The organism is Nonomuraea sp. 3-1Str (assembly GCF_031570565.1).
In the GTDB taxonomy this organism is placed as follows: Bacteria; Actinomycetota; Actinomycetes; order Streptosporangiales; family Streptosporangiaceae; genus Nonomuraea.
Window position 1 is genome coordinate 45,536 of the sequence record NZ_JALHBK010000001.1, and the last position, 18,213, is coordinate 63,748.

Sequence of the window (18,213 nt, forward strand, 5' to 3'; positions counted from 1 at the left end):
TTCCGCGACAGAACACGCAGTACGGGAGGCCGGGTGTCGAACAGGGTGCTGACCCACGCATTCCACGTGGACGTCGCCCCGGAGAAGGTGTTCGAGCACCTCACGACTCCGGAGAGCTACATCGGCCTGTCCCCTCTCGTGGTCGCCGTCAGCGATGTGGACCGCTCCGAGCCCGCCGTGATCCGGTACACAGCGGTCGAGCGCTTCCGCCTCCTCCGGATCTTCACGTACGACAACCCGATCAGGGTGGCACTCCACACCGACGGCCTGTCCGTCCACGGCGAGGTGCGGAGCCCGGGGCGCATTCGCATGGCCTACCGCTTCGACCTTGAGCCGGACGGCACCGGCACCCGGGTGAGCGACCGGCTCGACCTGACGGCTCCGTGGCTCCTGGCGGGGTTCGCCGCGGGGCAGGCGCGCAAGGTCCAGCTCGCGCGCGCCCGGATCCTGACGGAACGGTTGTCCCACCACCTCTGAGGGCACCGCTCACGCCCCATGTACGCTGGTCGGCAGGCGGGTGACGCCGAGATCGGGCGTCGCCCGGCTCACGTCCGCAACGCTGTGAGACCGCGTACGGCACGGCGCCGCGCATCTGGACGCCGTTGCCCTTCTCCCTCCGGACCGGAAAGGCCGGAAAAGGCCGGAGCCCGGCCCTGCCGAAGGGGAGACGATGAGGACCATCGACGACGACATGCGCCTGATCGTGGACAGCGCGCGGCTGTCCTTCGTGGCCACCGTGTGCCCCGACGGCTCGCCCAATCTCTCGCCCAAGGGCTCGATGCGCGTGTACGACGACGAGCACATCGCGTTCATGGACATCGCGTCCCCGACCACGGTCGCCAACCTCGAACGCGATCCACGCATCGAGATCAACTCGATCGACTTCTTCCGCAGGCGGGGCTACCGGTTCAAGGGCACCGCGGAGTTCCGCGACCCGGGCGACCCCGTGTACGAGTGGCTGCACCTCTGGCTGCTCAACCTGAACGGTCCCGGCTACCCCGCCCATCGCGTGATCCTGGTGCACGTGGAGAGCGCGCTGCCGATCCTGTCTCCGGCCTACACCTTCGGCGGCGCCGCCGAGGACGATCTCAGGCAGGCGTGGGCGCGGACGTACCTCTCCGACCTGGAAGAGGAACGATGAGCGACCGGGGGACCATGACCGCGGCGTACATCACGCGGCCCGGTCCCGCGGAGGAGATCCGGATCGGCCGGCTCCCCGTGCCCGAGCCCGGCCCGTCGGAGGTCCTGGTGAAGGCGCTGGCCCTCGCCGTCGACCACGTCGACACCTTCGTCCGCTCCGGCGCCTACCGGACCCGCCTGCCGTACCCGTTCGTCATCGGGCGTGACCTGGTGGGCAGCGTGGTCACGGCGGCGCCGGGGTTCGCCCCCGGCGACCTGGTGTGGTGCAACAGCCTGGGACACGACGGCCGGCAGGGGTCCTTCGCCGAGTACGCCGCCGTACCCGCCGACCGGCTCTACCATCTGCCTGGCGGCGTTGATCCGGAGACCGCGGTCGCCTCCCTGCACACCGCGGCCACCGCGCACCTCGGCCTGTTCGAGGAGGCGGGCCTGCGGATCGGGGAGACGATCGTCGTGGGCGGCGCCGGCGGCGGGGTGGGCACGGCCACCGTCCAGCTCGCCGCCGCCGCGGGGGCCCGGGTCATCGCGACCGCGCGCGGGGACGACTTCGACTGGTGCCGGCGGTGCGGCGCCGACGAGGTCGTCGACTACCACGACCCGGACATGTACGCCGAGATCGCCAAACTCGCTCCCGACGGGGTCGACGTGCTCTGGGACAACTCCGGCCGGCACCACCTGGAACAGACCGTCCCCTTGCTCGCCACCGGCGGCCGGATGATCATCATGGCCGGTCTCGGCGCCGCCCCCGTGCTCCCCGTCGGGCAGCTCTACACGCGCAACGCCAGTCTCCGCGGCTTCGCGATCAGCAACGCCACCGTGACCGAGCTCGCGTCGGCGGCCACGGCGATCAACCACCTCCTGGCCCGCGGCACCCTGGTCTCCCGGATCGGGACACGGCTGCCGCTCACCGAGGCCGCCCGGTCCCACCTCCTCCAGGAGAGCGCCGACCCTCACCGCCCGCGTGGGCGCATCGTCGTCCTCCCCTGAAACCGGCCGTTTCCACGGCGCCCGGCTGGCCATCCGAGTCGCATGCAGCCAGTAGGGGAAGAGGAACAGCGACTTTTCCGTACTATACGGTATGGTATGGTTCCAGTACATCGTGGGAATTCATCGCCCGAGGAGAGAGATGTCAGCATTCCCCGATCCGGTTTGGCCGGTCGTCGTCCTAGCGATCATCCAGGCCGGTGACGCCGTCATGTGCATCAAACCCGTTCCGTTCATCGCCCAGTGCTTCGAAGACGTGAACTGGCCGCGACGTCACTGGTGGATCATGCCACCGCTGAAGTTCGCCGCCGCGGCCGGACTGATCCTGGGCATCTGGCTGCCGTATCTCGGCGCCGTGACCTGTGCCGCACTCGTCCTCTACTTCATGGTCGCCATCGCGATGCACATCGCGGCACGAGACTTCGGCCGCAACCTCTTCCTCAACGCCACCGCCATGCTGCTGATCTGCGTCGCAGTCGGCGTCCACAGCTTCATCGCATGAAGCTCGCATGCGCCTCGGCGAGCGCCGACCGCCCCATACCCGATGGTATGTTTGCCGGATGAGCACGGCACGGGACCGGTGGCTGAACGAAGGCCTGAAAGTCCTCGCGGAAGAAGGCGCAGCAGGGATTCGAATCGACCGGATCGCCGCTCGGCTCAACCTGTCGAAAGGGTCGTTCCACCATCACTTCGATGGCGCCGAGGGGTACAAGAAAGCGCTGCTGGCCCATTTCGAGCGACTGTCCGTAGAAACGCTCGAAAACGCAATCGCCGATATCGGCGAGTCGGCCGGTGCTCGTGCGATCCTCGCGCGACTGACGACACTCGTCCGCCCTGGCGGCACAGGACTCTATCGCCCGGAACTCGACATCGCGCTGCGGGCGTGGGCGACATGGGACGCGGATGTGCGTGCCGTGCAGACCCGCCTTGACGAGGCCAGACTGTCCGCACTCCAGCGGGTGTGGCGATCAGCCGTCGCCAGTGACGAGGAGGCGCGGACGGCGGCCCTGTTGCCCTACCTGCTCGCGGTCGGAGCAACCGTCGTCTTTCCTCCAGTCGACGCTGACCAGCTTCGCGACCTCTACGAGATCCTCCTGCCCCTCGTACCGGACGGCTCCGGCCAGGCAGGGGACGGCACGACGCCACCTCCGTGACGTAGCCGTGCGGCAGCCTCGACCTCCAAGGGCTGCCTGCGCCTGACCGCCGGCACGCATGCCTACGCTGGGGTCATGCCGCCGTGTCTCGACGTCTACGTCTGGGTTCCGGAGCGCAACCCCGAGGTCCTCGGGCGATTCATCGACAGCTACGTCAATGCGGACGACCCCGGCGACGAGCGGCTCCACTCTTTCGTCCGGGTTCATGTCCTGGGCACCGCGAATGACGCGGACGAGAAAGCCCTCGACGACGGAGCCGACACTTTCACGCTCTACCTCAGGGCTCGCGACCATTACCAGGCAATCATCACGTTCACCCGCGACGGAGCGACCGTCCTCGGCCTCAGCGTCGACGCCCCTGACGACCTGCCGGAAACGCTCAGGCAGGCCGATCAGCTAGCAGAACAACTTCGGCGGCAGTTCTCGGCCCCGGCCGGACGTGCGGGAGTCGAACTGCCTCCGGCCGGCGACAGCTCCGAATGGTACGAAGAAGCACTCGTGCTGTTTCGCACGGGCGAACTCCCCACGTCTTCATCGGACGCCCCACCGTCTGATCCGTAGGGCTTGGCGGACGGCTCTCACGTCGACCTGAGCAGCATGAGCAGACGGCCACCGTCCTGTTGAACGGGTCAGCGTTGCCGCACAGCGGAACATCAGCCCGCACGTTCGGTGGTGAGGGCCGACCAAGTCGGTCCGCGGCAGTCGATCGCCCCAACCACCTACGGCGAGCGCCGAAGTCAGCGATCGTCACGCCCTCTACACCTTTCTGCATGCCACTCAACGAGGAAGTACAGATCACCGGAGCGTTGTCCCTTAGCCGTCGACACACCTGTAGCCGTCGGCATCCCAGCAGTCGTCGGCCGCCGAGGCCCAGATCTCCACGTCATGGGCTCCCTCGACCGACACGTCGACGACCCGCTCCCCGAACTTCTTGGTCAAGTCGTATGCGTCGCACCCAGCATCGCAGTCCCGGGTGCGCTCGGAGGCCGGGCTGCTGCTCCACCCCGCCTTCACGAAGGCGGCCACGACGTTGTCCGGCTTCACATTCTCAATCGAGACATACACATACGACCCGTACGTGGAGGAATCGCAGTCGCTCTTGTCCTCCATGGACCCGACCAGCCCCGCCCGGGAGAGAACAGGGCTCAAGACCTTCCGGACAAGGGCGTTCTCGTAGTCCGCCCGGTTCTGACACAACCCCCCACCGGCGGCCACTCCCAAGAGTCCGCATCCTGAGGAGAAGACGACAGTCAGGACGATGAGGACCAGGACCAGCCGGCGGTTTCTCACCTTCGTCCGCGCCGGATGCGACTCGATCACTGCGCCAGTCAACTACGGACCCCCACCATTGACACATGCTCCCGCGAGGAGGGCCACGGTGGCCTCTGGCTAGAGAAGCACATCCTTATGATCGAATAGCGGGTGCACTGTAGAGATTCGGTGCAGCAATTGGCTTTCAAGCCTTGCTATTTCGGCACGTCCAGCTCGCATTGTGCCCTGCCTGCGTCGAGCTGCTGCGTTTCCTGCCGACAGCTCTGCCTCGTTCGATGTGCTGCGGGGTGGCCGGGATCTGCAAGGGGGTTCGGATCAGTTCACGCGCAGGTTGTGAAGGGGCCCGCCTGTTCATATCAGTCCAGCTCGGTCCGGGACCGTACGGCCCGGTGGCTCCCACGATGGCTCCTGGAGAACCTCTAGTGCTGTGACCGGAAACGATCACCGGGTCGATGGGGCTCCCCGAAAACCCATGGCACGACGATGAGATTTGCTGGAGTGTTCGGGGAACTGCCAGAGTGACGAAGTGTCTCGACTTGTTCCTGAACTGATCTGCTCCGACATCCAGGCCAGCCTGGCCTTCTACCGCCTGCTGGGCTTCAAGATTCGCTACGAGCGTCCCCAGGAGCGATTTGCTTACCTAGAACGTGGTGGGGCGGATCTGATGCTGGAGCAGCCGTTGAGCCGGGACCGTCTCTACCCGCGCGCGGAGCTGGACTACCCCTACGGGCGGGGGATCAACCTCACTGTCGAAGTGGATGACGTAGACCAGGTTCACACCACGCTGCTTGCCGCCGGCTACGAGATGTGGCTGCCCTTGGAAGAGCGCTGGTACGAGCGCACCGTCGACGCCGTAGGCGTGCGCCAGTTCGCGGTGCAGGACCCGGACGGCTACCTACTGCGCATCTCTCAGCACCTGGGGACCCGCCCTCGATAGCCACCCACGTCATGCCGCGGCTTTAGCACAGGCGCGGCCTCCCCAACGGATGCCTTTCTCACTGCGGATGCGGGCGCGTTCGCGGCGTTGGGCGGCCAGCACGTCGGGGTGGCGGGCGTGGGCGTTGCGCCAGCGCAGGTAGGCGTGCGGCGCCCGGGTCTGGACGATGTGGTGGGGATGGTTGGAGTTGGCCAGGGTGAACTGGCGTAAGGGTCCGAAGTGGGCCTCGATCGGGTTGGCCCAGGAGGCGGAGGTCGGCGTGAACAGCAGCCTGACCTTGTGCTTCTGGGCCCAGGCGCGGATGCGCCGGTTCTTGTGCGCCGACAGGTTGTCCAGGATCACATCGATCGGGGCGCCGTCCGTGCGGGCGGCGCGGATGGACTTCAGGGCGGCGCTCCCGCCTGATCATCCCGGAGCCGGAGCGCCCCACCGGAGGCACACTATCTGCCGCGGCGCAGCATCACCCTGGCGAGCCAGATGATGGTGGGCAAGAGGATCAACAGAACGGAGAAGCCGGCTCCGATGGCGAGCTCGGCGTCGCTCCAGTTGAAGATCGGAAAGCAGAAGGCCCCTGACGGCGTAATGCCTGCTCAGGGGCCTTTCGCTTGCAGAGCCGACGAGGGGAATCGAACCCCTGACCTTCTGTTTACAAGACAGATGCTCTGCCGATTGAGCTACGTCGGCGCGGCCTACCAGTGTAGGGCCTAGCGACGCCTGTGACGAGCGACTTCGTACAGTGCCACGCCGGCCGCCACCCCCGCGTTGAGTGACTCCGCCGCCGCGTGCATCGGGATGCGGGCCACCACGTCGCAGTGCTCGCGCACCAGGCGGGACAAACCCTTGCCCTCCGAGCCGACGACGATCACGAGGGGCTCCGTCAGCAGGTCGACGTCGCCGATGTCGGTGCGGCCCTCGCCGTCCAGGCCGATCACGAACAGGCCGGCGTCGCGGTACTCGCGGAGCGCGGCGGTGAGGTTGGCGGAGCGGGCGACGCGGAGGTTGGCGAGCGTGCCCGCGGACGTCTTCCAGGCGCCGCCGGTGACGCCCGCCGAGCGGCGCGAGGGGACGAGGAGCCCGTGTGCGCCGAAGGCGGTGGCCGAGCGGGCGATGGCGCCGAGGTTGCGGGGGTCCGTGACGCTGTCGAGGGCGACGATCAGCGGCGGCTCGGCCGCGTCGTGCGCCAGGTCGACGAGCTCCGACGGGTGCGCGTAGTCGTAGGCCGGGATCTGCAGCGCGATCCCCTGGTGTACGGCGCCCTCGGTGAGACGGTCCAGCTTGTCGCGGGTGGACTCCAGCAGGGCGATGCCACGCTCGGTCGCGATCTTGATGGAGTCGCGGACGCGGTCGTCGTTGTCGATGCGCTGCGCGACGTACAGGGCGTTGGCCGGCACCCCGGCCGACAGCGCCTCCAGTACGGGGTTGCGTCCGCCGATGTACTCGGGGGCGTCCTCGGAACGCCTCTGACGCGCCTGCGCCGGACGCCGGGCGCCACCGCCCCGATCCTCGCGGGCGACGCGCTCGGATCGCGCCTTGTCCTTGTACCAGTGGCGCATCTCGGCGGGCGGGGTCGCGCCCCGGCCCTCAAGACCCCGGCGGACCTGCCCGCCGGTGCCCTTGGACGGGCCCTTCTTCTTCGCGGGCCTGCCCGACGCCCTACCACCAGCTGCCATGCCTCCAAGGGTACTGGCGGGCGCCACCCACTCATGCCCGTCAGTGGCTGGGATCCGGGTACCGATCTGGTCGCGTGGCCGCTCCGCCCCTGTCTCCGAACCTGTCGCAGCCGGGCCCGCCGGCGCCCCGGCAAGGCGGCGGCTCACGTCACAAGCGTCAAGCTTGGTGCGCCGCTTCCCGCGATTCCGGTCGTGGGAGGTGGAACAGCGAGTGCAGCCGGCCCAGCGCCTTCATGTCGCCCGACACCCGTATGTCCCTGGCCTTGATCCCGTCCGCGAGCGTCCTCTCTCCCGCGGCCAGCTCCACCAGCGTCTCGTCGTCCATCTCGATCACGGCGTCCGGCTGCTGCGCCGCCCCCAACATCGTCTCGATCGTCCCGTCGTCCACCCGCGCGTAGAAGACCTCGTCGGCGATCCGGAACTCGTACACCGCCCGCACGCCTGCCGCCGCCTCCGCGTCGAAGCAGGCCCGCAGTCCCAGCACTGCCCAGCCGGCCCGGAACGCCTCGTCCTCCCGGCGCTCCCCCATGGCCCACTTCATCCCCCACCGCGCCAGCGCCATGACCGCCGGGCCCAGCTCCGTGCCCGCCCGTGTCAGGGCGTACGCGGGAGTGCGGGCGGGCGGCGGCAGCACGACCTTGCGGACCAGGCCCTCGCGTTCGAGGTGCTTCAGACGTGCCGCGAGCAGTCCGGTGCCGAGGCCGCGGAGGCTGCTCTGCAGGTCGCCGAACCGCTTGGGCCCGGTCAGCAGCTCGCGCACGAGCAGCAGGGTCCATCGCTCCCCTACGAGGTCGAGGGTTCGCGCCGTCGCGCAGTACTGGTTGTACGTCCGCTGGTCCACTTCTCCACTGTAGTCTTCACGCTTCTTGATTCTGAACCTCAGAGATGTCGAGGAGGAAGCGGGCCACGGCTTCCGGAAGTGCCAGCATCACGTTGTGCGGCCCGTCCACGGGGACCGTCCGATAGCCCACCTTCTCGGCCAGCTCGTCGAAGGGCATGGTTCGGGGCCGGCAGTAGAGGGCGGTGCCGGGGATCCGGTCCACGGCTCCGGTGAGGGTGGTGGTGTCGGTGAACGTCCGGAGCGGGTGGGGGCGCAGGCGGGGCCGCAGCCACTCAGCGTCGTCGGGGTCGTCGATGCCGAACGCCCCCGGCGCCGGGGCGGGCACCAGCCCGTTCTCGTCCGCGGCGGCCCTGATCCGGCTGACGAACGCCTCGGGCGCCAGGGTGAACATCCCCGCCCCGTCCGGCCCGGCCCAGCCGTCGATCAGGGCGACGTGCCCGACGCGTTCGGGCCTGCGGTCGGCCGCCTGCCGTACGACCAGGCCCGCGTAGCTGTGGCCGGCGAGCACGACCGGCTCGCCCACGGCGTCGAGCGCGGCGACGACGGTCTCCACGTGGTCGCGCAGACCGGTCTCGGGGGTGGCGGCGAGGTCGGGCGTCACGGTCCGGGCGCCGGCCCTTTCGAGCAGGGGGACGACACGGTCCCATGCCGAGGGGCCGTGCCAGGCGCCGGGGACGAGGACGAACGTGGTCATGAATGTGCTCCGTTTCGTAGCAGGGGCAGGGTCTGGGCGGCGAACTCCTCCAGCGCCGCGCGGTGGTCGTCCACGGCCAGCCGGATCACCACATGCCGCGCCCCTGCGGCCGCGTATCCCCGGAGCCACCCGGCGGCGTCCGCCGCTGTTCCGGCGAACATGGCCTGGATCCCCTCGACGACCTCCAAGGGGGCGTTGTAGTAGCGCTCGATGCTGGTACGGAGGCGGGACCGGGCCCGCTCGGGGTCGTCGTCCAGGCAGATCGTGGCGTACAGGGCAGGTGTCGGGCCCGGACTCCGAGCGCCCCCGTCAGCGGTGGTGCGGGAGGACTTGGGGCCGCCATCGGTCCGGCGACGCGGGGAGCAGTCGCCGCTCGTCCCGTCGGTGCGGGCGGCTGTGCCGGCTCGACAGGTCCCGCCAGGGTTGTCGGTGGCCTCCGCGCTGCCGTGGGCGGCGGCGGTGCGCAGGATGGAGGTCCATTCGTCGGCGTACGTCTGATGGTCGGGTGGGTACGGGAGCCAGCCGTCCGCCAGCCCGGCCACACGGCGCAGGGTCGCATCAGAACCGCCTCCGGCGAGCCAGATCGGCGGACCTCCGCGTTGTGCGGGTTTCGGAGCGAGGCGTACGTCGTGGAAGGCGAAGTGCGTTCCCTGGAACGACACCTCCTCCTCACTCCACAGGCGGCGCATCGCGGCGATCGACTCCTCCATGCGGCTGACCCGGCCTCTGAACCCGACGCCGACCGCCTCGAACTGGGCCTCCGTCTTCGGGTGCGGGAAACCGGCGCCCATGCCCGCCACCAGTCGCCCCCCGGACATGCGGTCCAGCGTGGCCAACTGGTGGGCCAGCAGGATCGGATGCCGCAAGGCGGGCAGCAGGACCGCCGTGCCGAGCATGACGCGTTCGGTGAGGGCCGCCGCGGCGGCCAGCACCAGCAGCGGATCGGAACGTGGACGTGTCACCGGGCTGTCACCCGCCCAGACGGAGTCGAACCCGCGATCCTCCGCGAGCCGCGCCTGACCGATCAGGGATGGGAGGTCGCGATCGCCCATGACGACCCAGTCACGGGTCGGCAGCAGGTAGCCGATCCGTAACTCGGCACCGGGGTCCTTCTCGGGTGCTGCTTCGTCCATGCGTTTCCCCTCGCTCTCATGTGGGGCGGCTCAGATCCGGAGACGACTTGATCGTAAACGATTGACTTCCTGATTTTGAAGTGTACGGTTCACGATCAGGTATAGGAAGACTTCGGACCGGAGGACTGACATGGTTGAGCCGCTCTACACCACCAAGGCCGGCGTCACCGGCGGGCGCGCCAACGGGCACGGCAGGACCAGCGACGGGATGCTGGACGTGATGCTTCGCCAGCCCAAGGAGCTGGGCGGGGACGGCGACGGGACCAATCCTGAGCAGCTGTTCGCGGTCGGGTACGCGGCCTGCTTCTCAACCGTCGTGAGCATGCTCGGACGGCGCGAGCGGGTCGAGACAGGCGACGTCGCGGTGGACTCGTCGGTGATGCTCATCCCGAACGCCGACGGCACGTTCCGGCTCGGCGTGGAGCTGGCGGTCACGCTGCCGTCCGTGACGGACCCGGCGAAGGCAGCCGAGCTCGTCAGGACGGCGCACCTGGTGTGCCCGTACTCGAGCGCGACGCGGGGGAACATCGACGTGGCACTGAGCGCCAACGGGATCGCCGTGTAAGGGGTTCCGGGCGCGGGGCGCGCTTCCGTCCTTGCCCGGGCTGTGGGGACCCTTACCCGGGCTGTGGGGACGGTGCCCGCTTGCGGTGCGGGCCGGTGCCGGTGCCGGGGTCGGGGTCGGTGTCGAGGTCGGGGCCAGTGGGAACAAACTGCAGGTCACGGACCGTTTTAGAAAGAAGCCACGTCAGGTCGGGCGTCATCAGGACCGCCCGGCTCCTCCTTCTGAGCCACTCCCTTCACGTCATGTCTGCGGGCTCGCTACTCGGAACAGATGGGTGGGAATGGCGGGAACGGCGCAGTACGTGCGCGGCACCGTCAGGCGCCGCGGGTATGCGGATGTGGGTCAGCGGGAGAGCTGACAACTGCCGGGCTGACAACTGCTCGGCTTCCGGTCAAGGCCGCCGTCACTGACTGAAAAAGTGCCACAGCTCCGCGGCAAGCCGTGACCGGTGGCTCCGTTGGCGCCCACAAGCTCAAGGCCAAGCCAGGACGCCGCTGACGAGTAATGCCGGCGGCAGCTCAATGCGGAGATTGGGCTGGAAGCGCAGCTAACGCCGCGGAATCGAATCGCGTCAGTCCCACGTACGCGCATCACCACGCGCCAACGGCGGGGAACCCGCCAGATATTGCGAAATCTTCACTCATCCCACTCCGAGCAGGAGGAGTCGGCAGACGAGACGAACGGGAAGGACACCCATGACGTACAAGCACAGGAACGGCTCCGGACACGCCACACGCCGCACGCATGAGGGCTTGCCGATCACGGTCGAACAGCAGGGTTGCACCTGCGATGCCCGCGTGAGCGCGCGGTCGCGGGGCGGCTGGGTGGATCCCGCTCGTCGGTCGGCGGCGGGCGTGCATGCAGGCGTGTCCGAGGGCTGCAAGGTGGGGGTCGTGCAGGGGCCGAAGCGGGAGAATGAGGCGGACTACACCGTCGTGCGGCTCATGCATCGGTCCCTGCGTGACGACCTGCACAGGCTTGCCGAGCTGATCGGCGGCCTGGCGGACACCGTCGACGCGTCAGCTGTTCCGCCCGTCTCCACAGCGGTGGCCGACGCCGGGGAGACGTCCTGGGGTACGTCGGAGCCCGGTCGTAGGTCGGAAGGCCCGGGAGGCAGGTCGTACCGGCTCCCTGGGAGGCGTCCGGACCCGGCGTTGATGTCCCGGCGGCGGGCCGAGGCCGTGCGGGACTACGTCACGCTGGTGTGCGACGAGATGGACCGGCACCACTACTGCGCGGCGCAGTTCCTGTGGCCGCTCATCGCCGAGTCCGCCGGAGCCGCCATCGACATGCGGCCGTACCGGGAGAACCGTGAGCTGCTCACGCCGATTCTGGCGGGGCTGCGGGCGGCGGCCGACCAGTTCACCGTCGATCCCGAGTCGGGGGCGGCTCTGCTCGCCGCTCTGCTGCGGGCGGTCAGGGACCGGGTGGACCAGCACATCGACCATCTGGACCACGACGTGCTGCCCCTGATCGCACGGTACGTCTCCGTGGAGGACTTCGCGGTGGCCGAGCGGCAGATGTGCAGGACCATCTCCTTCGACCGCGTCCCCTTGGTGCTGCCCTGGGCCGCCAGGCTGGCGACCCGGGAGGAACGACACCGGCTCCTGCGGGAGGCCGGGATCGGCAGGCGGCTCCTGCGGGTGCTGTCCGCGCGCGCGTACGTACGGCTGGAGCGACGGGTGTTCGGGCCCATCGCCAGGTGATCCGGCACGACATAGCCGTCGAAGGGGTCGGTCAGCGGGTCAGTTCCCAGCGGGCGCCGTGCGGGGTGTCCTCGACCGTGATGCCCGCCGCCGCCAGCCCGTCCCTGATGGCGTCCGCCGCCGCGTAGTCCTTGCGCGCCCGTGCCGCCGTACGCTGCTCCAGCGCCACCGCCACCAGCGCGTCCACCACCGGCTTGAGGTCGGAACCGGCCTCGCGCCACTGGGGCGAGCGCGGGTCGAGACCGAGGACGTCGAGCATGTTCTGCGTCTCGGCGAGCAGCCGGGCCACGGCCTCCTTGTCGCCGCGCGACAGCGCCACGTTGCCCTCGCGCACCACCTCGTGGACGACGGCGAGCGCCTGCGGCGTGCCCAGGTCGTCGTTGAGCGCGTCCACGAACGCCTGCGGCAGCGGCGCGTCGGCGTCCACGTCGTGGATGACCTCGGCCGCCCGCGTCACGAACCCCTCGATGCGCTGGTAGGCGGCCGCCGCCTCCTGCAGCGCCTCCTCCGAGTACTCGATCGAGGAACGGTAGTGCGGCGCCGCCAGGTAGTAGCGCAGCTCCACCGGCCGTACCTTCTGCACCATCTCCGGGATCAACAGCGAGTTGCCGAGCGACTTGCTCATCTTCTCGGCGCCGATCTTGACCAGGCCGTTGTGCATCCAGTAGCGCGCGAACCCGTCGCCCGCCGCCTGGGACTGGGCGATCTCGTTCTCGTGATGCGGGAAGGTCAGGTCGAGGCCGCCGCCGTGGATGTCGAACGTCGGCCCCAGATACTTGGTCGCCATCGCCGAGCACTCCAGGTGCCAGCCGGGACGGCCGGGCCCCCACGGCGTCGGCCACGTGGGCTCGCCGGGCTTCGCGCCCTTCCACAGGGCGAAGTCGCGGGGGTCGTGCTTGCACGTCTCATCGTCGGTGTCGGCGGCCGGCCGCATGTTCTCCAGCTTCTGGTTGGAGAGCTTGCCGTACTCGTCGGCGTACGAGACCACGTCGAAGTAGACGTCGCCGCCGGAGGCGTAGGCGTGGCCGCGCTCGATCAGCCGCTCCATGAGCGTGATCATCTCGGGCACGTGGCCGGTCGCGCGCGGCTCGACGGTCGGGGGCAGGCAGCCGAGCGTGTCGTACGCCCAGGTGAACGCCCGCTGGTTGCGCTCGGCCACCACGAACCAGGGCACGCCCTCCGCGGCCGACACCCTGATGATCTTGTCATCGATGTCGGTGACGTTGCGGCAGAACGTCACCTCGTACCCGGAGCGCAGCAGCCAGCGGCGCAGCACGTCGAAATTCACGCCTGAGCGGATATGCCCGATATGCGGCGGAGCCTGCACGGTTGCACCACACAGGTAAATCGACGCCCGGCCGGGTTCCTCAGGAACGAATTCTCGAACGGCGCGTGTGCTGGTGTCGTACAAGTGCAGGCTCACGGTGAAAGGCTAACGCCTCAGGCACGCTCACATGCCGAATAAATCACCCCCGCAGGATGACGCGTTCGGGAGTGACCCTGACGATCAGGCGCCGAACCCCCGGCTGGTCCTCCCACGGCTGTCCGGAGTACTTGTGCGAGAGCTCCTGGATCAGCTTGCCTTCAGGGTCGTCCTCCAGGGTCACCCGGCCGCGCACCTCCGCGTACCTGAAGGGGTTCGCGGGGTCGATCACGAGCAGGCTGGTGCGCGGGTCGCGCTCGAAGTTGCGGGGCTTCACACGTCCCGCGGCGGTCGAGAACAGCACGTCGTTCCCGTCCGTACGCACCCAGACCACAGTGTTCTGCGGTGATCCGTCCGCGTTGAGGCTGGTCACCGTCGCGTAGTTCGGTCCGTCGAACAACTCGCGCACGCCATCCGAAAGCTCGGCCATGGTCTCTCCTCGATCAGTCGTGAACGCCATTCTTCTGTAGGCTCGACAGCGCCATGGACGTGACTCCCCCCTCTACGCTCCGCCGCCTCGGCATCGCCCTGGCCGGTGTCGCGGTCGCCGCGCTGACCGGCGCCGCGTGCGCGCTCTCCTTCGACGACCTGCGCTCGCTGGCCCTGCGCGGCGAGGCGCGGGCCGACCTCGCCTACCTCTATCCCGCGGCGTTCGACGCGGTGCTCGCGGTCGCGCTGATCAGCCTGCTGCTGCTGCGCTCGGCGCGGCTGCTCGTGCGGATCCAGACGGCGATCGTCCTGGTCGTGCTGCTGGTGGCCGCCGCCGCGACCAACGTCGCGACCGCGCTGCGGCTGGAGCCGGACGCACGGCAGGCCGCCGTCGGCGTGGCCGTGGCGCCGTGGGTGATGCTCGCGGTGGCGCTGTGGCTGTGGCTGCTGCTGATCAAGCACGTCCAGGGTCGCCACTCCGCGCGTGACGGCGACCGGGCCGACGACGGGGAGCAGGGTGGTGACACGGATCTCGTCCCCTTCCCCCGGGGCCGCGCGGCCGACACGCCGCCGCCCCTCTCCGAGACGCCGCCGCTGACCGAGCCGGTGCAGCAGGTGCTGGAGCCGACGCCGGTCGTCGGCCCGACCCCTGCGCCCGAGACACCGCCGATCTCGGAGCGCGTCACGAGCTGGCCGACTCCCGACCCGGCGGCCTCGGACCGTCCCGGCGATGCCGGCCGTTCCGAGCGCGCCGAGGAGGAGGCGGCGGAGTCGCCGCACGAGGCCGCGGAGTCGCCGCACGAGGCGGTCGCCCCCCGGGAGTCCGCGGTCCCCAGCAGGGAAGCCGCGCCCCGCGAGGACACGGCGACCGGGGAACAGGCGGTGTCTCGTGAGGAGTCCGTGCCTCCGCAGGACCTCGCGCCCCGGGAGGAGGCCGTGGCCCACGCCGTCTCCCAGGAGGAGGACACACCACAGCAGGAGGCACCTCCGGAGGAGGCCGCGCCCGAGGAGGCCGCGCCTCTGGAGGAGGCCCCGCGGCGTCCGGTGCGCTGGGGGGATCGGGTGAGGCCCACCGACGTGCTCGTCCATCCCCGCACCCCGGCGGGCAAGGACGCCGACACCCAGCCCGTCCAGGTGTTCTCCGACGACAGCGCCCCCGCCCGCTCCCGCTCCACCGCCGCGCCCGAGACGGCCGCACCTCAGCATGCCTCCCGGGCCGCCGCTCGGAACGCCGTGCCGAACAACGCTCCGGAGGCCGATCCGGGTGACGCTCACGACCCACAGGATCTCCAGAACGCCTCCCACGGCGACCCCGACGCCCGGCGCGGGATCTCCGGGGAGCGTGACGAGTCCATGGTGGACACCGCCCCCCATCCCGTCGTCCACGAGGAGCCCGCCGCGGCGTACGACGCCCCTGCGGGCCGCATGCGCAGCACGCCGCTCCCACCGGAGGACTCCGACACGAAAGAGGCCCCGCAGAGCCCGTGAGAGGCTCACAGGCCCTCTCACGGGGCAACGCGAGGCCCCCAGGCAACACGGAGACCCGCTCGGCGAACCGAGCGGGTCTTTCCGCATATACCGTGTGCCGCGCCTCACTCAGAGGCATGGGGTCGTGGTCCTAGATGCTCCGCGAACCGCTGCCGCGGCGCAGTCCCGCCACGAGACCGACACCCACGATCGCCAGGACGACCTGCATCACGAGCTCGATCCAGTCGATGCCCGGAGTGGTCTCAACGCCCAGAACCTGCGCGATGAGGGTGCCCAGCAGGGCGGCCACGATGCCGACGACGACGGTGAGGATCCACCCGATGGCCTGCCTGCCCGGAAGCAGCAGACGGCCGACGGCGCCGACGACGGCGCCGATGACGATCGCGCCAAGGATGGACTGGATTGTCATGATACGAAACCTCCCCATGAGGGTGAGCCGTTCACTCTCTCACGGTGAGATCAGTACCCAGGCCCGCACGATTATGCGTAGAAATTACGTTGGCCCTGGTCAGACCCCGGTAGAACCCGGTCCGTGTGTTCTCCCGGTGCTCATCCGCGACACCAGCAGCACCCCGGCGATGGCGAGCACCAACTGAAGGATGTGCTCGATCCAGTCGATGCCTTTGGTGTCGGCCCAGCCGGCGAGTTGGGCGATGAGCGTGCCGAGCAGAGCGGCCACGATGCCGACGATGAGCGTCAGCCCGATGCTCATGTTCTGCTTGCCGGGAACGATGAGTCTCGCCAACGCGCCGATGATGGCACCGATGACGACGGCAGAGACGATGGCGCCGATCATGTGTACTCCCCCCGAGACGTTCACATGCCATAAGGGGACGTACCCGGCATAATCCAGCGCTACCCCCGCCGAGAGGCGACGGTCCGTACCGCGCCAGTGACGGACCGTCGCCTCGGTCGGCGCGGCGGGCGTGGGGGCGGCGCCCGCCGGGGGCGCCGCTCAGTCGGCGACCCGTCAGAAGACGCCTTCAGAGGTGGAGAGGTTGACGACGAGCGCGGTGGCGATGGCGGCGACGCCCTCGCCCCGGCCGGTGAGGCCTAGCCCGTCGGTGGTGGTGGCGCTGACGCTCACGGGCGCGCCGATGGCGGCCGACAGCGTCTTCTCCGCCTCGGCGCGGCGTGGCGCGAGCTTGGGCCGGTTGCCGATGACCTGGAGCGCGACGTTGCCGATCTCGAACCCGGCGGCGCGCACCTGACGGGCGGTCTCCTCCAGCAGGACGGTGCCCGAGGCGCCCGCCCAACGGGGGTCGGCGGTGCCGAACAGGCCGCCCAGGTCGCCGAGCCCGGCGGCGGACAGCAGCGCGTCGCAGGCCGCGTGCGCGGCGGCGTCGCCGTCGGAGTGGCCCGCGAGGCCCGTCTGACCCGGCCAGTGCAGGCCGGCGAGGTGCAGCTCGCGCCCGGATGCGAACGGGTGGACGTCGACTCCGACGCCCACCCGGGGGATGCTCGTGCTCAGGAGTTGAGGACCTCGTCGAGCAGGGCCTCAGCCTTGTCCTCGTTGGTCTTCTCGGCGAGCGCGAGCTCGCTCACCAGGATCTGGCGCGCCTTGGCGAGCATGCGCTTCTCACCGGCGGACAGGCCGCGCTCGCGGTCCCTCCGCCACAGGTCGCGGACCACCTCGGCGACCTTGTTCACGTCCCCCGACGCGAGCTTCTCGAGATTGGCCTTGTAGCGACGGGACCAGTTGGTCGGCTCCTCCGTGTGCGGCATCCGGAGGACGTCGAAAACCCGCTCGAGGCCTTCCTGGCCTACAACATCACGCACGCCGACGAGTTCGGCGTTTTCGGCTGGCACCTGGACGGTAAGGTCGCCCTTGTCGACCTTGAGCACCAGGTAGGTCTTTTCCTCACCCTTGATGGATCGCTTGGTGATTGCCTCGATCCGAGCAGCCCCATGGTGGGGGTAGACGACAGTGTCGCCGACCTGGAAAGTCATGTGACAAGTACCCCTTCCGCTGTACTCCAGGGTACCACGCGTTCACAGCCTCCCGGAACAGTGAAATCACCATAACTGCAGGTCAAAGCCGCATATTAGGGGTTGACAACCCGTCAACTGTATGAATCGCATATGCCCGCACGGCTAATGACCTGCGGGGGCGCGGGAATGACCATGGAATCGATCGATATGGTAGGCGCTGCACCATCATGCATGCGCGATACAAGGAGAACCCGCCCGTGACCAGCCGTCGCTGGATTGTCGCCACCGCCGCGCTCCTGGCAGCTCCCGTTCTTGCCGGCTGCTCGGCTGGATTCGGCGCCAACACCGCCAAACCGTACGCACCCAACGAGGCAGGCGTCCTCATCGAGCAGGGCAAGTACGGCTCGCGTGGCATCCAGATCCCCCAGGCGTTCGTCCTCGGGCCCGACTCGGGGGCCCAGCTCGCGTGGCGCGGCTCCGCCCCGATCTACCTCAACATCATCAACACCGCCGGCGCGCCCGACACCCTCACGGCGGTCTCCGCGGGGCCGCTCGGCAACGTGAAGGTGGCCACGCCGATCCAGCTCCCCAGCAACCAGCTCGTCAACACCGGCAAGCCGACGCCGCAGCTCATCCTGGAGGGCCTCTCCAAGAGCCTCAGGGGCGGCGAGACCGTCAAGCTGGACCTCACTTTCGCCAACGCCGGCCTCGTGTCCCTGAACGTGCCTGTGGTCACGCGCAGCCGCGAGTTCAAGGACTACCCGCCGGCCCCCGGCGCCACGGCGGCCCCGACGCCCACGCCGACGCCCTCCGCCACGGAGAGCGAAGCCGCCCACTGACCGTCC

General features: G+C 69.3%; 22 protein-coding genes, 1 tRNA gene and 1 pseudogene. 11 read left to right on the plus strand and 13 right to left on the minus strand.

Annotation, left to right across the window (positions count from 1 at the left end):
* Positions 1 to 33 precede the first annotated feature (33 nt).
* From MTP10_RS00240 to MTP10_RS00265, 6 genes are all read left to right on the plus strand, one after another.
* Positions 34 to 477, plus strand: a complete 444-nt coding sequence (locus tag MTP10_RS00240; RefSeq protein WP_310706867.1) for an SRPBCC family protein — start codon at positions 34 to 36, stop codon at positions 475 to 477.
* 193 nt (positions 478 to 670) lie between these two features.
* Positions 671 to 1,141 carry a pyridoxamine 5'-phosphate oxidase family protein gene (locus MTP10_RS00245; protein ID WP_310706868.1) on the plus strand — a complete coding sequence of 157 codons (471 nt, stop codon included), beginning with the start codon at positions 671 to 673 and terminating at the stop codon, positions 1,139 to 1,141.
* Positions 1,138 to 2,127: an NADPH:quinone reductase gene (locus MTP10_RS00250; protein ID WP_310706869.1), complete on the plus strand. Its 990-nt coding sequence runs from the start codon at positions 1,138 to 1,140 to the stop codon at positions 2,125 to 2,127. Before MTP10_RS00245 ends, MTP10_RS00250 begins: the two co-directional genes overlap by 4 nt.
* Before the next feature lie 139 nt (positions 2,128 to 2,266).
* The gene (locus MTP10_RS00255) at positions 2,267 to 2,626 is read left to right on the plus strand and encodes a DoxX family protein (protein ID WP_310706870.1); all 360 of its coding nucleotides are present in this window, start codon (positions 2,267 to 2,269) and stop codon (positions 2,624 to 2,626) included.
* Between the two features lie 58 nt (positions 2,627 to 2,684).
* Entirely contained in the window at positions 2,685 to 3,278 is a 594-nt protein-coding gene (locus MTP10_RS00260; RefSeq protein ID WP_310706871.1) for a TetR/AcrR family transcriptional regulator, read from the plus strand.
* 75 nt (positions 3,279 to 3,353) lie between these two features.
* On the plus strand, positions 3,354 to 3,839 hold the full coding sequence (locus tag MTP10_RS00265; protein WP_310706872.1) for a hypothetical protein: 486 nt from the start codon (positions 3,354 to 3,356) through the stop codon (positions 3,837 to 3,839).
* A gap of 252 nt (positions 3,840 to 4,091) precedes the next feature.
* Here the strand turns inward: MTP10_RS00265 and MTP10_RS00270 are convergent, their stop codons facing one another.
* Entirely contained in the window at positions 4,092 to 4,598 is a 507-nt protein-coding gene (locus MTP10_RS00270) for a hypothetical protein (RefSeq protein ID WP_310706873.1), read from the minus strand.
* A 478-nt stretch (positions 4,599 to 5,076) separates the two neighbouring features.
* Between MTP10_RS00270 and MTP10_RS00275 the strand changes: the two genes are divergently transcribed.
* Entirely contained in the window at positions 5,077 to 5,487 is a 411-nt protein-coding gene (locus MTP10_RS00275; protein WP_310706874.1) for a VOC family protein, read from the plus strand.
* A 9-nt stretch (positions 5,488 to 5,496) separates the two neighbouring features.
* Here the strand turns inward: MTP10_RS00275 and MTP10_RS00280 are convergent.
* The 6 genes and pseudogenes from MTP10_RS00280 to MTP10_RS00305 form a co-directional block, all read right to left on the minus strand.
* Positions 5,497 to 5,877: pseudogene (locus MTP10_RS00280) on the minus strand (transposase); the annotation flags it as partial.
* Positions 5,878 to 6,098: 221 nt separating this feature from the next.
* Positions 6,099 to 6,171: transfer RNA gene (locus tag MTP10_RS00285), tRNA-Thr, on the minus strand.
* 20 nt (positions 6,172 to 6,191) lie between these two features.
* The gene (gene rlmB / locus MTP10_RS00290) at positions 6,192 to 7,157 is read right to left on the minus strand and encodes a 23S rRNA (guanosine(2251)-2'-O)-methyltransferase RlmB (protein ID WP_310706875.1); all 966 of its coding nucleotides are present in this window, start codon (positions 7,155 to 7,157) and stop codon (positions 6,192 to 6,194) included.
* A 157-nt stretch (positions 7,158 to 7,314) separates the two neighbouring features.
* Positions 7,315 to 7,998, minus strand: a complete 684-nt coding sequence (locus MTP10_RS00295) for a winged helix-turn-helix transcriptional regulator (protein WP_310706876.1) — start codon at positions 7,996 to 7,998, stop codon at positions 7,315 to 7,317.
* Positions 7,999 to 8,014: 16 nt separating this feature from the next.
* Positions 8,015 to 8,692 carry an alpha/beta hydrolase gene (locus tag MTP10_RS00300; protein WP_310706877.1) on the minus strand — a complete coding sequence of 226 codons (678 nt, stop codon included), beginning with the start codon at positions 8,690 to 8,692 and terminating at the stop codon, positions 8,015 to 8,017.
* A complete protein-coding gene (locus tag MTP10_RS00305; protein WP_310706878.1) occupies positions 8,689 to 9,825 on the minus strand; it encodes a TIGR03619 family F420-dependent LLM class oxidoreductase in 1,137 nt (378 codons plus the stop codon). Before MTP10_RS00305 ends, MTP10_RS00300 begins: the two co-directional genes overlap by 4 nt.
* A gap of 130 nt (positions 9,826 to 9,955) precedes the next feature.
* Here MTP10_RS00305 and MTP10_RS00310 point away from each other — a divergent pair, with 130 nt between their 5' ends.
* Positions 9,956 to 10,390 carry an organic hydroperoxide resistance protein gene (locus MTP10_RS00310; protein ID WP_310706879.1) on the plus strand — a complete coding sequence of 145 codons (435 nt, stop codon included), beginning with the start codon at positions 9,956 to 9,958 and terminating at the stop codon, positions 10,388 to 10,390.
* An 893-nt stretch (positions 10,391 to 11,283) separates the two neighbouring features.
* On the plus strand, positions 11,284 to 12,096 hold the full coding sequence (locus MTP10_RS00315; RefSeq protein ID WP_310706880.1) for a hemerythrin domain-containing protein: 813 nt from the start codon (positions 11,284 to 11,286) through the stop codon (positions 12,094 to 12,096).
* A gap of 31 nt (positions 12,097 to 12,127) precedes the next feature.
* Here MTP10_RS00315 and cysS read toward each other — a convergent pair whose 3' ends face one another.
* Together cysS and MTP10_RS00325 are read right to left on the minus strand one after the other, a co-directional pair.
* Positions 12,128 to 13,519 carry a cysteine--tRNA ligase gene (cysS, locus tag MTP10_RS00320; RefSeq protein WP_310706881.1) on the minus strand — a complete coding sequence of 464 codons (1,392 nt, stop codon included), beginning with the start codon at positions 13,517 to 13,519 and terminating at the stop codon, positions 12,128 to 12,130.
* 43 nt (positions 13,520 to 13,562) lie between these two features.
* Positions 13,563 to 13,949 (minus strand): PPOX class F420-dependent oxidoreductase, encoded by a 387-nt coding sequence (locus MTP10_RS00325; protein WP_310706882.1) that lies wholly within the window; start codon positions 13,947 to 13,949, stop codon positions 13,563 to 13,565.
* Positions 13,950 to 14,002: 53 nt separating this feature from the next.
* Between MTP10_RS00325 and MTP10_RS00330 the strand changes: the two genes are divergently transcribed.
* On the plus strand, positions 14,003 to 15,436 hold the full coding sequence (locus MTP10_RS00330) for a DUF2637 domain-containing protein (RefSeq protein WP_310706883.1): 1,434 nt from the start codon (positions 14,003 to 14,005) through the stop codon (positions 15,434 to 15,436).
* Positions 15,437 to 15,566: 130 nt separating this feature from the next.
* Here MTP10_RS00330 and MTP10_RS00335 read toward each other — a convergent pair whose 3' ends face one another.
* The 4 genes from MTP10_RS00335 to MTP10_RS00350 all read right to left on the minus strand — a co-directional run bounded on the left by MTP10_RS00335 (position 15,567) and on the right by MTP10_RS00350 (position 17,386).
* Positions 15,567 to 15,845: a GlsB/YeaQ/YmgE family stress response membrane protein gene (locus MTP10_RS00335; RefSeq protein WP_310706884.1), complete on the minus strand. Its 279-nt coding sequence runs from the start codon at positions 15,843 to 15,845 to the stop codon at positions 15,567 to 15,569.
* A 99-nt stretch (positions 15,846 to 15,944) separates the two neighbouring features.
* Positions 15,945 to 16,232, minus strand: a complete 288-nt coding sequence (locus MTP10_RS00340) for a GlsB/YeaQ/YmgE family stress response membrane protein (protein ID WP_310706885.1) — start codon at positions 16,230 to 16,232, stop codon at positions 15,945 to 15,947.
* 174 nt (positions 16,233 to 16,406) lie between these two features.
* Positions 16,407 to 16,886 carry a 2-C-methyl-D-erythritol 2,4-cyclodiphosphate synthase gene (gene ispF, locus MTP10_RS00345; RefSeq protein WP_310706886.1) on the minus strand — a complete coding sequence of 160 codons (480 nt, stop codon included), beginning with the start codon at positions 16,884 to 16,886 and terminating at the stop codon, positions 16,407 to 16,409.
* Positions 16,887 to 16,903: 17 nt separating this feature from the next.
* Positions 16,904 to 17,386 (minus strand): CarD family transcriptional regulator, encoded by a 483-nt coding sequence (locus tag MTP10_RS00350; RefSeq protein ID WP_043624891.1) that lies wholly within the window; start codon positions 17,384 to 17,386, stop codon positions 16,904 to 16,906.
* A 239-nt stretch (positions 17,387 to 17,625) separates the two neighbouring features.
* Here MTP10_RS00350 and MTP10_RS00355 point away from each other — a divergent pair, with 239 nt between their 5' ends.
* Positions 17,626 to 18,207, plus strand: a complete 582-nt coding sequence (locus tag MTP10_RS00355) for a copper chaperone PCu(A)C (RefSeq protein ID WP_310706887.1) — start codon at positions 17,626 to 17,628, stop codon at positions 18,205 to 18,207.
* Positions 18,208 to 18,213: the final 6 nt, after the last annotated feature.

Bases quoted from the DNA above. Each gene is read 5' to 3' on its own strand.
- MTP10_RS00245 (WP_310706868.1), top strand. From the start codon at position 671: ATGAGGACCATCGACGACGACATGCGCCTGATCGTGGACAGCGCGCGG.
- MTP10_RS00250 (WP_310706869.1), top strand. From the start codon at position 1,138: ATGAGCGACCGGGGGACCATGACCGCGGCGTACATCACGCGGCCCGGT.
- MTP10_RS00255 (WP_310706870.1), top strand. From the start codon at position 2,267: ATGTCAGCATTCCCCGATCCGGTTTGGCCGGTCGTCGTCCTAGCGATC.
- MTP10_RS00260 (WP_310706871.1), top strand. From the start codon at position 2,685: ATGAGCACGGCACGGGACCGGTGGCTGAACGAAGGCCTGAAAGTCCTC.
- MTP10_RS00265 (WP_310706872.1), top strand. From the start codon at position 3,354: ATGCCGCCGTGTCTCGACGTCTACGTCTGGGTTCCGGAGCGCAACCCC.
- rlmB (WP_310706875.1), bottom strand. From the start codon at position 7,157: ATGGCAGCTGGTGGTAGGGCGTCGGGCAGGCCCGCGAAGAAGAAGGGC.
- MTP10_RS00300 (WP_310706877.1), bottom strand. From the start codon at position 8,692: ATGACCACGTTCGTCCTCGTCCCCGGCGCCTGGCACGGCCCCTCGGCA.
- MTP10_RS00305 (WP_310706878.1), bottom strand. From the start codon at position 9,825: ATGGACGAAGCAGCACCCGAGAAGGACCCCGGTGCCGAGTTACGGATC.
- MTP10_RS00310 (WP_310706879.1), top strand. From the start codon at position 9,956: ATGGTTGAGCCGCTCTACACCACCAAGGCCGGCGTCACCGGCGGGCGC.
- MTP10_RS00325 (WP_310706882.1), bottom strand. From the start codon at position 13,949: ATGGCCGAGCTTTCGGATGGCGTGCGCGAGTTGTTCGACGGACCGAAC.
- MTP10_RS00330 (WP_310706883.1), top strand. From the start codon at position 14,003: ATGGACGTGACTCCCCCCTCTACGCTCCGCCGCCTCGGCATCGCCCTG.
- MTP10_RS00335 (WP_310706884.1), bottom strand. From the start codon at position 15,845: ATGACAATCCAGTCCATCCTTGGCGCGATCGTCATCGGCGCCGTCGTC.
- MTP10_RS00340 (WP_310706885.1), bottom strand. From the start codon at position 16,232: ATGATCGGCGCCATCGTCTCTGCCGTCGTCATCGGTGCCATCATCGGC.
- MTP10_RS00350 (WP_043624891.1), bottom strand. From the start codon at position 17,386: ATGACTTTCCAGGTCGGCGACACTGTCGTCTACCCCCACCATGGGGCT.